Annotated in this window: 13 protein-coding genes; 8 read left to right on the forward strand and 5 right to left on the reverse strand. The window is 62.0% G+C overall.

What is annotated here, in order from left to right; translation table 11 throughout:
* Positions 1–36 precede the first annotated feature (36 nt).
* The gene (locus JQ629_RS23860; RefSeq protein ID WP_212414725.1) at positions 37–864 is read left to right on the forward strand and encodes a tetratricopeptide repeat protein; all 828 of its coding nucleotides are present in this window, start codon (positions 37–39) and stop codon (positions 862–864) included.
* Positions 865–894: 30 nt separating this feature from the next.
* On the opposite strand, the gene JQ629_RS23865 is transcribed toward JQ629_RS23860, so the two are convergent.
* Positions 895–1,347 carry a hypothetical protein gene (locus JQ629_RS23865; RefSeq protein WP_212414726.1) on the reverse strand — a complete coding sequence of 151 codons (453 nt, stop codon included), beginning with the start codon at positions 1,345–1,347 and terminating at the stop codon, positions 895–897.
* Between the two features lie 189 nt (positions 1,348–1,536).
* On the opposite strand from JQ629_RS23865, the gene JQ629_RS23870 reads away from it, so the two are divergent.
* From JQ629_RS23870 to JQ629_RS23885, 4 genes are all read left to right on the forward strand, one after another.
* A complete protein-coding gene (locus JQ629_RS23870; protein ID WP_212262206.1) occupies positions 1,537–2,241 on the forward strand; it encodes a hypothetical protein in 705 nt (234 codons plus the stop codon).
* Positions 2,242–2,380: 139 nt separating this feature from the next.
* A complete protein-coding gene (locus tag JQ629_RS23875; RefSeq protein WP_192733335.1) occupies positions 2,381–4,003 on the forward strand; it encodes an ABC-F family ATP-binding cassette domain-containing protein in 1,623 nt (540 codons plus the stop codon).
* Between the two features lie 88 nt (positions 4,004–4,091).
* Complete coding sequence (locus tag JQ629_RS23880) at positions 4,092–4,967, forward strand: MBL fold metallo-hydrolase (RefSeq protein ID WP_212414727.1); 876 nt, start codon at positions 4,092–4,094, stop codon at positions 4,965–4,967.
* A gap of 84 nt (positions 4,968–5,051) precedes the next feature.
* Positions 5,052–5,435, forward strand: coding sequence for a cupin (locus JQ629_RS23885; RefSeq protein WP_212414728.1), 384 nt, complete (start codon positions 5,052–5,054; stop codon positions 5,433–5,435).
* Here JQ629_RS23885 and JQ629_RS23890 read toward each other — a convergent pair.
* The 4 genes from JQ629_RS23890 to JQ629_RS23905 form a co-directional block, all read right to left on the reverse strand.
* Positions 5,432–6,082, reverse strand: a complete 651-nt coding sequence (locus tag JQ629_RS23890; RefSeq protein ID WP_212414729.1) for a DapH/DapD/GlmU-related protein — start codon at positions 6,080–6,082, stop codon at positions 5,432–5,434. The genes JQ629_RS23885 and JQ629_RS23890 overlap by 4 nt on opposite strands.
* A gap of 119 nt (positions 6,083–6,201) precedes the next feature.
* Complete coding sequence (locus tag JQ629_RS23895; RefSeq protein WP_212414730.1) at positions 6,202–8,283, reverse strand: methyl-accepting chemotaxis protein; 2,082 nt, start codon at positions 8,281–8,283, stop codon at positions 6,202–6,204.
* A 995-nt stretch (positions 8,284–9,278) separates the two neighbouring features.
* Entirely contained in the window at positions 9,279–9,899 is a 621-nt protein-coding gene (locus JQ629_RS23900; RefSeq protein ID WP_212414731.1) for a glutathione S-transferase family protein, read from the reverse strand.
* Positions 9,899–10,042: a hypothetical protein gene (locus tag JQ629_RS23905; protein ID WP_212038392.1), complete on the reverse strand. Its 144-nt coding sequence runs from the start codon at positions 10,040–10,042 to the stop codon at positions 9,899–9,901. The genes JQ629_RS23900 and JQ629_RS23905 overlap by 1 nt, the downstream gene beginning before the upstream one ends.
* A 301-nt stretch (positions 10,043–10,343) precedes the next feature.
* Between JQ629_RS23905 and JQ629_RS23910 the strand changes: the two genes are divergently transcribed.
* From JQ629_RS23910 to JQ629_RS37955, 3 genes are all read left to right on the forward strand, one after another.
* Positions 10,344–10,922, forward strand: coding sequence for an ABC transporter substrate-binding protein (locus tag JQ629_RS23910; RefSeq protein WP_212414732.1), 579 nt, complete (start codon positions 10,344–10,346; stop codon positions 10,920–10,922).
* Positions 10,923–11,491: 569 nt separating this feature from the next.
* Positions 11,492–11,668, forward strand: a complete 177-nt coding sequence (locus JQ629_RS23915) for a hypothetical protein (RefSeq protein ID WP_212414733.1) — start codon at positions 11,492–11,494, stop codon at positions 11,666–11,668.
* A gap of 342 nt (positions 11,669–12,010) precedes the next feature.
* Positions 12,011–12,487, forward strand: coding sequence for a GFA family protein (locus JQ629_RS37955; protein ID WP_212414734.1), 477 nt, complete (start codon positions 12,011–12,013; stop codon positions 12,485–12,487).
* Positions 12,488–12,706 lie beyond the last annotated feature (219 nt).

Raw genomic sequence — 12,706 nt, forward strand, 5'->3', positions numbered from 1 at the left:
TGAATTTGCCTGCCGGTCGACGCAACCTGTCGCCCCATGAGGACGCTGTTTCACGGGGTCGCGGTTGCGATGGGTGTGTTGGTGTTGCCCGTTCTGGCGCGCGCGCAATCGGCCGATCTCGTGCTCTGCGACCGTGTCGCCGCCGATCCGTCCGATCCCGACAAGCCGGCCGACGTGAAGGGCACGTCTGAGATTGCGGCCTCCGATATCGCCACCGCGATCAAATACTGCAAGATCGCCGCGAACTCATCGCGGCGGGCAACGTACCAGCTCGGACGCGCCTACGCGGCCAACCGGCAAACACCCGAGGCGGTCGCGGCCTGGCGCAAGGCGGCCGACAAAGGCTCGACCTCGGCCATGGTCGAACTCGGTGTGCTCTACGGAACCGGAGCCGGCGTTGCGCGGGACGAAGCGCAGGCGCGCAAGCTGTTCGAGCGCGCTGCCCAGGCCGGCAATCCGCGTGGCATCAGCAATCTCGCGGCCCTTGGCGGCGGCGCGGGCGGGCCGGCCGACCCGGCGCGGGCGCGCGAATTGCTGTCGAAGGGCGCCGAGACCAATGCGGAGGCGCAATATCAGCTCGGCATGATGCTGGCGGAAGGCGATGGCGGCGCCAAGGACGATGTTGCCGCGCGGGCGTTGTTTGAAAAGGCGGCGGCACAAAATCATCCTGGTGCGCTGGAGCGCATGGGCGCGTTCGCACAGCAAGGCCGTGGCGGCGCCAAGGATTCCAACGCCGCCAAAGCCTACTACGAGCGGGCCGCTGCACTCGGCGATGAAGATGCCAAGAAGGCATTGGAGCGGCTGCGATGTCCCTACACAATCAAGGACAAGCGCGGCAACGTGGTGACCAATCTGTGCTTCTGAGCGGTGAGGGGCGCGTCGTTCAGGCCGCCACTACTTCATGTAATAGCTGATGTAGTATCGCGCCCGCTGATAGGTCAGTTCCAGATATCCGGGATAATCTCTTGCCGCCAGTTCGACCGCGCGCTTGTAACGTGCGCCGAACTCGCCCTTGATCTTGTCGAAGTAACCAAAACAGGCATCGTCGAATCTCACCGCGGCAATGATGGCCTGCTTCACTTCCGCTTCATCCATACCGGGATGGGTGAGTTGCAAGCGGTCGAAGGTCAGACCGTCTTCGGGATGATCGTGCTCGAATTTGACCTCGATCGAATTTTCTCCCGACGGCCGCGACCGGAACACGTCACGCACGTTCGGCGGCATCGCGCGCCACGCGAGCAAGTCGAGCTTGGAGCACTCCCGCCACAGCAGATAGGCCGCGTCCTTCAACGGCAGCTCGCTGGCCTCGGCGATGGTTCGGGCAATGGTCTCTTCATCTTCGCTCATCGGTATCACCCGCAATGGAAATCGCCCATTGGTCGGCTGCCGTGGCCAGCCGGTTCACGTCGCCGGCACCGGTTGCGTGAGGTATGACACGGAGCGCCCAAAACCTGCGCTGAAACGACCGCTGGTACTGCTTCCCCGCCGGTGCTATGCCGCCGCCGCGAGATGGTTCAATAAAGCTGGAAATCTTCCTTGCTGGACGGGCTTTACAAGGCTGAGTACGGCGTGAACGACGCGTTCGGTCGCAGCATCATGTGCATGCATGAGGGCAAGCTGCTGGGCGGCAATTCCGCTTTCGCGCATCTGGGGACCTATCAGGAGAGCGGCGAGGAGATCCTCGCCGAGCTCATCACCCAGCGTCACAATCATGATCCCCATTACAAGCCGCTGATGGACACCGACGTCGCCTCAGCCAGCGTGATTGGCCGGGTCAACGGCAACATGCTGCGCTTCGAGGGCAGCGCCGCGCAGCGGCCGGGCGCGCTGTTCTGGGCCAATCTGACCCGGCTCGACGACGAGGCCTTGCCGCCTGTCGGTGAAGTCGGGCCAGGGGGCATCGTGAACGGGCTCTATTCCATTCACATCCGCGCGCTCGACGGCGTCGATGCCGGCCTGTCCGGCGTCATGCTGCTGATGAATGGTCGCATCCTCGGCGGCGACGCGTTCTTCTATTACCTCGGCTCCTACAGCTCGGCCGATGGCCGCTGGAAAGGCGAGATCCTCAACCAGGAGCACACGCCGGCGAAGGGCGAAAATCTGGTGTTTGGTGGCCATGAGGTCGGCATCGGCTTTGCCGGCACCTGCGCCGACGAGGGCGCGGAACTGGAAGCCATCGCGCTGGCGGGAAAGCGCAGCCTGCGGCTGGCCGCCACCTTGAAGCTGATGCGGGCCGCATAATCTTTTTATTTGACGCGTTTTCTTGACGCGAACCGGTGCCCGCTTCGCTCGAAAACGCTATGCCTAGCCCCCGGAATAGGCTTTCCCCTGCGCCCCACATGGAATAAGAGCGGCCAACAATTTTCATGTTTGGGCAACAATGATCCGTCTCGATAACGTCAGTAAGCAAGTCGGCCACCAGATCCTCTTCATCGAAGCTTCGGCAGCCCTGCAAAAGGGCGAGAAGATCGGCCTTGTCGGCCCGAACGGGGCTGGAAAGACCACGCTTTTCCGGATGATCTCAGGCCAGGAACTGCCCGACGAGGGGCAGGTGTCGCTCGATCGCGGCATTACCATCGGCTATTTCAGCCAGGATGTCGGCGAGATGGCAGGCCGCAGCGCGGTTGCCGAGGTGATGGACGGCGCCGGCCCCGTCAGCGTCGTGGCGGCCGAACTCAGGGCGCTCGAGGCCGCGATGGCCGATCCGGACCAGGCGGATGAGATGGAAGACATCATCGCCCGCTATGGCGAGGTACAGCACCGTTTTGAGGAACTCGACGGCTATGCGCTGGACGGCCGGGCACGCGAGGCGCTTTCGGGCCTCGGGTTCAGCCAGGAAATGATGGATGGCGACGTCGGCGCGCTGTCGGGCGGCTGGAAGATGCGCGTGGCGCTGGCGCGCATCCTGCTGATGCGGCCGGACGTGATGCTGCTGGACGAACCGAGCAACCATCTTGATCTGGAAAGCCTGATCTGGCTGGAGCAGTTTTTGCGCGGCTATGAAGGCGCGCTGCTGATGACCTCGCATGACCGCGAATTCATCAACCGCATCATCAACAAGGTGGTCGAGATCGACGGCGGCACGCTGACGACCTTTTCCGGCAACTACGAATTCTACGAACAGCAGCGTGCGCTGAACGAGAAGCAGCAGCAGGCGCAGTTCGAGCGCCAGCAGGCGATGCTGGCCAAGGAGATCAAGTTCATCGAGCGCTTCAAGGCGCGTGCCTCGCACGCGGCCCAGGTGCAGAGCCGCGTGAAGAAGCTCGACAAGATCGAGCGCGTCGAGCCGCCGAAGCGGCGCCAGACGGTCGCGTTCGACTTCCTGCCGGCGCCGCGTTCCGGCGAGGACGTCGTCAGCCTGAAGAACGTCCACAAGGGTTACGGCAGCCGCAGCATCTATGAAGGGCTCGACTTCATGATCCGGCGCCGCGAGCGTTGGTGCGTGATGGGCATCAACGGCGCCGGCAAGTCGACGTTGCTGAAACTGGTGGCGGGCTCGACCGAGCCTGATGACGGCACCGTCGTGGTCGGCGGCAGCGTCAAGATGGGTTATTTCGCACAGCACGCGATGGATTTGCTCGACGGCGAACGCACCGTCTTCCAGTGGCTGGAAGATTGCTTCCCGCAGGCAGGCCAGGGCTCATTGCGCGCGCTGGCCGGCTGCTTCGGATTTTCCGGCGACGATGTCGAAAAAAAATGCCGGGTGCTGTCGGGCGGCGAGAAGGCGCGTCTGGTGATGGCGCAGATGCTGTTCGACCCGCCGAATTTTCTGGTGCTGGACGAGCCGACCAACCATCTGGATCTCGCGACCAAGGAGATGCTGATCAACGCGCTCTCCGAATTCGAGGGCACCATGCTGTTCGTCTCGCATGATCGTCACTTCCTGGCGGCGCTTTCCAACCGCGTGCTGGAATTGACGCCCGAGGGCATCCACCAGTTTGGCGGCGGCTATACGGAGTACGTCGCGCGTACCGGCCACGAGGCGCCGGGCCTGCGGAGCTGATGCGCGGGACGCACATGGGGCACGCGCCGCGGGCTGCTTGAACCATCATGACCTGCCCGATACGCTTCTTGCAAAATCGGGGGACACTATGCGGCAGATCAGGATCGGTGACATCACTATCGACGCGGTGATCGAGCGCGAGGGGCCGTGGCGGCGGCCGCAGGATTTCTTCCCGGCCTATGACGACGCGGTCTTCAAGCAGCATCTGGCTGATATGGAGCCGGAGTTCTTCGACGCGGCGTCCGGCAAGATGTTCATCACCTACCAGACGTTTGTGGTCCGCACGCCGCGCCATACCATCCTGGTCGACACCTGCACCGGCGAGGACAAGGGGCATCCGCCGCCGTTCGATTTCCCCGGCAAGGCGCGCTGGCGCAACGAGCTGTTCGCGCTCGGCGTCGGCTTCGAGCAGGTCGATTACGTGTTCTGCACCCATCTGCACATCGACCATACCGGCTGGAACACCACGCTGCGCGACGGGCGGTGGGTGCCGACTTTCCCGAATGCGAAGTACATATTCCACAAAAAGGAATACGCGGTGTGGGAAGCCGAATACGCCAGGGGAGCCGAGCCGCCCGGCAAGGTGTTTCGCGACAACTGCCTGCCGATCGTGGAGGCCGGGCAGGCGCTGCTGGTCGACGACGACTACGCGCTGGACGATACCGTCACGCTGACGCCGACGCCGGGGCATTCTCCCTGCCATTGCTGCGTCAACATCTTCTCGAAGGGACAGCGCGCTGTGGTGGCGGGCGATCTCATGCACCACGCGATCCAGTGCCGCGAGCCCGACTGGTCGCCGGGTGTCGACTGGGACCCAAAACAGTCGGCGGTGTCGCGCCGCACGTTCTTTGCTTCCGTCGCCGGCACCGATACGCTGATCCTGCCGGTTCATTTCCCGAATCCGACGGTCGGACTGATCACGGCCGATGGCGATCGCTTCGATTATCGTTTCAAACGGGATTAGCGCTATTGACTGATCGCTCACCGAATGGCGACTTCGTGCGCAATGTCGGGTTCGACGACTAGACCAGCAACACAGGACAGCATCATGGATCAGCGCGACCCAAGGACCGGTAAGGAGCACCGGGAGTTCTTCAACATAGATCTCTCCTCAGGTTGGGAAACGATCGCACCGGGTATCGAAGCGAAGACGCTGGCTGGATCGCTCGATGAAGCTGCCGGCAAGGGCCATCTCAATCGCCTCGCTCGCTGGGCGCCGAATGCCGAGATCGACGCTGTGCGCGTGCACGAGTTTTACGAGGAGGTCGTGGTTATCAGGGGAACCCTCCTTGTGGCCTCGCAGGAGCCGCCACATCGTTTCGAGGCGTTCCACGCTCCGGCTTTCGCCTGCCGCCCTCCGCATGCCAAACACGGCCCCTTCAAGGCAGGTCCGGAAGGCTGTTTGCTGCTTGAAACATCGTTTTTCTATTAGGGTGTTACCGGTGCGCGATTGCTCCAGCGCGCGCAGAATCCCTCGACGTCGCCGGATTGAAATTCCGGCAGGCGCTGAAAAATGGTTTCCGCCGGCCAATTCCACCACGCAATACGTGAGAGTTGCGCAGCGATATCGCGGTTGAAACGCTCTCGGATCTGTTTGGCGGGAACACCGCCCACAATGGTGTAGGGCGCCACATCACGGGTAACCACGGCGCCGGCGGCCAGCACGGCGCCGTCGCCCACGGTTACGCCCGGCATCACGATGACGGCGTGACCGATCCAGACATCGTTCCCGATCACGACGCGGTCGGCGCGGCGTTGCCGGAAGAAGTCGTGGTCGCGCTGCGCGTCCGCCGAGTAATATTCGGGGCAGTAGGTAAATCGGTGCTGCGACGGCCGGTCGAGGGGATGGTTGGGTGCGCCGATGCGCACCTGCGCCGCGATCGCGCAAAACTTTCCGATCTCTGCATCCGCGACCATGCAGCCCGGGCCGAGATAGGAGTAATCGCCGAGGTCGGTGTATTCGATGGCGGTATCGCCGAGAATTTCGCAGCAAACACCGATGGTTACTTCGCGCAATTTGACGGATGGTTCAACGAAGGTTTCGGCAAGTTTTGGGCGCGGCGGTGCCGGTTGGTGCATGTCGAGTGCTCGTCCTGAATCACGCGGCCTGCCGCCGCGAGGGTCATCTACCACAGCTGGCAGATGACCGCGCGTGAAGGTTAGGACTGGCAAGCATGTACTGGCTGCAGGCGCCTGACTCAGGCGGCGCGAACCTCGCTGAGGAAGCGGTTGACCTGGCCGGCGAGGTCCTTGGACTGCGACGACAATTGCTCGGCAGCGCCCAGCACCTGGGTGGCGGCTGAACCGGTCTCGTCGGCCGCCCGCTGCACGCCGGAGATGTTGGCGTTGACTTCCTGGGTGCCGCGCGCGGCTTCCTGGACGCTGCGGGAAATCTCCTGCGTCGCCGAACCCTGTTCCTCGATAGCCGAGGCAATTGCAATGCCGATCTGGTCGATCTCGGCGATGACGTTGGCGACGTTCTGAATGGCCGTCACCGTCTCGTCGCTCGCGGCCTGAATGGCGGCGATCTGTTCGGAGATTTCGGTGGTCGCTTTCGCGGTCTGGCCGGCCAGCGATTTGACCTCGGAAGCGACGACGGCAAAGCCGCGGCCGGCATCGCCGGCACGCGCGGCTTCGATGGTGGCGTTGAGGGCGAGCAGGTTGGTCTGGGCCGCGATGCTCTGGATCAACGTCACGACGTCGCCGATCTTCTGCGCGCCTTCGGCCAGCGAGCGGGCGGTGTCGCCGGTGCGGCGCGCGTTGTCGACGGCACGGGCGGCGATCTCGGTGGACTGCGCGACCTGGCGGCCGATCTCCGAAATCGAGGAGGTGAGTTCCTCCGTGGCGCTCGCAACGGTCTGGACGTTGGTCGAGGTCTGTTCGGAGGCAGCGGCCACGACACCGGCCTGACGGTTGGTGGCGGCGGCGGTCGAGGACATCGAGCGGGCGGTGTCTTCCATCACGGATGAAGCTGACGACAATCCGCCGACGAGCTCGCTGACCTTGGCTTCGAACGAGCGGGTGAGTTCGTCGAGCACCTGGACGCGCCGCATCTTGACGTCGTTCTCCGCGGCCTTTTCCGCCGACAGGTGTTCGGCCTCGATCATGTTGTCCTTGAAGACGCGCACGGCAGCCGCCATCGCGCCGATCTCGTCGCCGCGCTCGGCGCCCGAGATTTCGTCTGAAACGTTGCCGCTGGCGAGACGCGTCATGGTGGCGGTGAGCTGGACGATCGGTTTGCAGACGCGGCGATAGACCATCAGGATCAGGCCGGCGCTGGCGCCGACAACGGCGATCAGGCCTGCGAGCGCGATGATGAAGCTGAGGCGCGCCGAGGCGTAGGCGGCGCCCAGAACCTCCTCGGCATTGTCGTAGAACGCGTCGCGCAGCGTGATGACCGCGCCGAGGCCCTTTTGCGATTCCGCGAAGAACACATCGACGTCGTGCTCGTATTTGCCGCTGATCGCGCCGTCCTTGACGAGCTTCAGCTCCTTGCCGAACCGATCGACATAGGCCTCGTTCATCTTGCCCAGCGCCGCTGCCACGTTGGCTGGCGTTGCGGGATTGCCGCGCAAATCCTGCAGCGACATCAGGATCTGGTCGGCGCGGCCTTGCGCGCGGCTCAGTTCCATTTTCTCGGCGTCGGTCGCGACGCGGTTGGCGCCGACCAGGTTCTTGTGCAGGCTGGCGTTGTAGCCGCCGACATCGCGCAGCGCCCAGGTGATGTTCGCATAGGTCGCCTGGCGGTAAGCGTCGCCGTCGAGCAGCGCCATGCGGCGGACCTGTTCTTCGAGCAACGCGGTGATGGCGGCGTTGAAGATCGCGTTATCGGCGACGATCTTTCTGGCGGCGTCCTTGCGGGCATCGGCGGGGCCGGCGATCGCCTTGTCGATGGATTCGCGCAGGGCATTGAACTTCGCGTTCAACGCATCGATGCCGCTGCCGACCAACGCGCCATCGTCGAGCGAGCCGGGCAGCGCCTTGCGGATTGCGTTCATCTTCGCCAGCGCGCCGTTGGTATCCTTGCGGTATTTGTCGAGGTCGGTGAGCATCTTCGGCTCCACCACCGCCGGCCCATACAGGATGTTGGTGGAGAAGCCGCGTTCGGGGTTCATGTAGCGCGGAATGTCGCCGACGGCCCGCACCACTTCGAGACGGCTCTGGGCGACGGAAACCTTCTCCATGGTCTGGTATTTCGTGACGGCCACATAGACAGCGAGGCCACCGCCTACGGCGGAAAGCGAGACGATAGCGGCGGTCAGGAGGGTACCGATTTTCATGGGATTGGGGCCATTCACGATGGTATGGGAGTGCTGGCCTCCATCCTAAGTGGTGCGCCTTAATCTTGGGTTACGGGTGCGGGCAGATGGCCGCCATCAGCCGTCGTGGCCGATCCGCAGCGCGAACTACCTGACGCCTACAACCAGCGCGTTTAAGAGCAGTGGTCCGGCATCGCGCGGCGGGAAAACACACTTGCGCATTCCCGCGGCTCATTTCGCCCGGGTTGTTCAAATCTCGCCGCCCCCAGAAAAATCAGAGGGCGCAGGGAATGCCGGATGCGCGCTGCACCCGCGGTCTCGTGTGCGATTGTGCAACAAGATGGTGCACACGAGCATACAGGGCAGCGGAGAGCATCCGACATTCCCTGCGCAATGGCTTTACGGCTTATGGCGCGCTCTCCCCGGTGAGACGGTCTCTATTGCCACCGTCGTCCCTCGGAAGCGTTAGCTCCCGAAAGACTTGACGCCGTTACGGGCGCCAGGACCACACGCTTTCGCCGTACGCTTCAGCCGCGACCGTCAATCGCAACGTCTGCGTCCACCGCGACCCGCCCCTCGTCGTGACGATGGCCAACGCCCCTCTGAGTGGGACGGGATGGCCATTGATGTGCAGGTGATTTGGGGTCGAAGGAAAGGGAAATATTTGCGATTTTCGGAAATTTAGGACTTGACATGATTTCCGTAAATCAGAACTGATTTGCCCGTCGCGCTAATTTGTCGCGGCTTGTCTCTATCGATTCCGCATGTGCTCCCCGGGATATGTCCAAGGGACGCGATACGAGTTTGTGATTAACCTGAAGGCCGCAAAGGCAATAGGTCTCACGATTCCTCCGGCATTACTCGCCCGCGCCGACGAGGTGATCGAATAAAGTCGCCTATTGGCACTTCTGAGACATGATAAGGCACGCGACCGGAGTCCGCCTTTAACATCGGAGGCGGACCTCTCTACTCAAGTCAGCGTAAAGGCCGCCTTTAAATTCCGGGCCCCGCAAAGGCTAGGGAACGGCCGCGGCGCGCTGGAACGCTGGCCGCGCAAGCAGGCGCTCACGATAGGCCGTGGCGCGGGGACCGAGCAGCGAGGCGAAGTCGGGCTTTCCCATGGTGTTGAGCGGATAGCCAACCGAAATGTCAGCAAGCGTCATCCGCCCCGCCACCAGGAAGTCACGACCCTCCAGCCGCTGCTCGAGTAGCTTTGCCCGCATCGAGAGCGAGTGGCGAGCATCAGCCAGCACGGCATCGATGCCGGTCTGCATCTCCGGCGTCTTGTTCCGGATGCGGCGGACGCGCGCGATCGCGGAGAGCGGCGCCTGCAGTGTAGCCTCGCCGTACAACAGCCATTGCACGAACTCCGGCCGCTCCGGCTCGTCCGGCGCCACGACCAGGTCGGAACCATGCCGGGCGGCGAGGTATTCGCAGATCGCCAGCGATTCGTAGATCGTCCGGTCGCCGTCGATTAGGGCGGGCAGCGTGCCGGCCGGATTGATCGCGAGATACTCGGGCTCCTGCAGCCGCGGCCGAACACCCAGAGACTTCACTTCGACCGTGGCGCCGATCTCCTCCAGCGTCCACAGCACGCGGAGCGAGCGCGAGGTGGGCACGTGATAGAGCGTGGCCATCAGTCGACCCTCTCCAGCAGCCGCGCGCTGCGATAGGTGCGCGGCATCAGCGACGAATAGCAGATCTGCTCATAGGCGGCGTGCGAATAGCCGACCACACCGGCTGTAACGATTGCCGCCAATCGGCGCTGCTCACGAGCCAACAAAACTCCTCCCACTCGGTTTGTACAAGGGCTCAACCGACAGGGCAATGACGCGGCCGACGTGGCGCGTACATGTCTGCTTCTGGCACTTATGAGACATGCCGACCGGCCCTGACGATGTCCGCTTCCAGGGGAAAACCGGAAGTGGTCCCTGCCGACCACCAAGGTGACGCGATTGACCCAGAGCTGCCCTGCGTCACGCCGCGCGTTTGCAACGCAGCATCTGCATCCGCATCAAGTGCGACGACCATGGACACCTGATACTCTCCGACCGTCTCCTCGAACGACGATGGAGGATCGGATGAAGCGGCGGGAGTTCATAGCGCATTTTGTGGCTACAGCGGCAATCTCGACATGTCCGGCATATGCTCAGAAAGGCGTGCTTCCGGTAGTTGGTTATCTGGGCTTCGACGCCGCCGAGAAAAGCCCGGAACTGCTCGTCGCCTTCCGCGAAGGTCTCCGCACCTTGGGTTTCGAGGAAAACCAGAACGTCGCGATCGAGTATCGCTTTGCCGAGGGAAAATACGATCGGTTTCCGGAACTGGCCGCAAGCCTTGTTCAAAGTAGCGTCCAAGTAATTGTCGCTGCCACTGGTACAAACGGCGTCTTGGCGACAACGGCCGCAACAAAGACAATCCCAATTGTATTTGCAATTGCCATGGACCCGGTATCCGTTGGCGTTGTTTCTAGTCTAAATAGGCCGGGAGGCAACGCGACTGGCGTCAGCATGTACACTCCACAGCTCGTCGCCAAACGACTGGAGCTTTTGGCCGAGTTGACGCCTGCTGGTGGCACAATCTCCATGTTGATCAATCCGACGAATCCCAATGCGAATGTGATCTCTTCAGATGCTGAAGCCGCAGCCAAGTCGCTAGGGTAAGGCAATCGGCCTTTTCATCCCGCCCGTGCTCATCGCCCGCGCCGACGAGGTGATCGAATAGACGGATTGATTTCGCCTGAAGACTGGCGGCGAAATGGCCTTAGGCTAAAGCTGAGTATACCATTAGAGCGCCTCGCGGTTTGAAGGTGCATAAGCGCGATCCAATTAGATCAGCCAGCGACAGACTCGGCTGTAAAATGTCCCTCATCGTGATTGATGAGATGGGCGCGCATAGAGAGTCACTGGCCGATAGCAGCGACGAAACCCGCTCGAAAAATTCTCACTCGCGCGATGTCGGCTGTTGGCACCTTTGAGACATGCCTGCCTATCCTGAGAATGTCCGTTCACCGAGGTAGACCGGAAGTCGCCGTGGTCCGGTTACACCGACGCGAATGACCCCAAGCCGACATACGCGGGAAGAGTTCGCTGCCGCGCACAAGCTTATAGGCGAGCGCCCCGGTTAAATCAGACATTTTGTGATGGCCGTCACATACCGACGAGAGCGGTGATGCCAAATATGGCCGCATCGGCGTCGGATGATCGCGCCGGCAATTCAAAGGGGAAATGCGATGACTGGAAATGCAATCAATGCAAAGAGCGAAGCTCTGGAACTGCACGAGTTGTCCTCCGAGGAACTCGATGCGGCCTCTGGCGGCAACAAGGTCAAGGTCAACTTCAAGGAACAGGAAAACCGAAAGCAGACGGAGGCGCTCAATACATTTCGCAAGGCACTCGAGTTTCTCTAAATCCCTCCACAAGGACGGGTGGTACCTGTGTCGAAACGGCGGCGGCTCAGGAGGCCCATGCCTCAAGACCGCCAAGACGCTCGGCCTCACTGTGCCACTAACGTTGCTTGCCCGCGCCGACGAGGTGATCGAATAAGAGCTTCCTTTGCTGCAGTGCATGAGTCCGCTTCTGGCACTTTTCGGACCTGATGGGCCACATCGACGATGTCCGTTCTTGAAGGCGAAGCCGACCTGCCGGTTGAACGTCCGGGCTTCTCACTTTGACCCAACACGGACATTCGATGAGGTTGTGGTGACGCCTGCAGTTGGCCTACCTTCGGGTTGAGAAGCCGGGGGCGAACAATGAATGATGGCGGCAAGAGCGAAGAGCCTCACGAGGGCGCATGCTTGTGCGGCGCAGTACGATTTCGGACGGTGGGAGCGCCGATAAAGGTCGCGGTTTGTCATTGCCCGCTCTGCCAACGTACCTCCGGTAGCGCATTCACTGTCGAACTGATTTTTCTTCGAAAGGCCGTAAGCTTCGAAGGTGCCCCTTCCAGCACGTACACGTATCGCTCGCCAGATCACGGACGACTGCTACACTACAACTTCTGCCCAACTTGCGGCACTCGCCTCGGCGTAACCCTGGAGCGGTTTCCCACTCTTCAGATCATTTACGCCGGCGTTTACGATGATCCATCTTGGGTAAAACCTGACTCGCACATCTTCACGCGCAGCGCCGCGGCATGGACTCTCCTTCCCGAGGATGTTGACTGCTTCAGCGCCAATATGATGGACGAACAAGGCAATCCTCAAAAGCCACTCGCGCGGAAGGTCTAGTGAGCTGCACGCGGTCAAGTTCGGCATTCCCGGCAACGTAGCCGAATGACCGCTGTTGGCACCTTTGGGACATGCCCGCCTATCCTGAGAGCGTCCGTTCACCGGCGTAGACCGGAAGTTGCCGTGGTCCGGTCATACCGACGCGATTGATGTAGTGGACGACGCCCGCTCCAGGCATCGAATGTGCCAAAGGGGTGATCGTTGAACAACGAATCACCG

This window comes from Bradyrhizobium sp. AUGA SZCCT0222, assembly GCF_018130205.1.
In the GTDB taxonomy this organism is placed as follows: Bacteria; Pseudomonadota; Alphaproteobacteria; order Rhizobiales; family Xanthobacteraceae; genus Bradyrhizobium.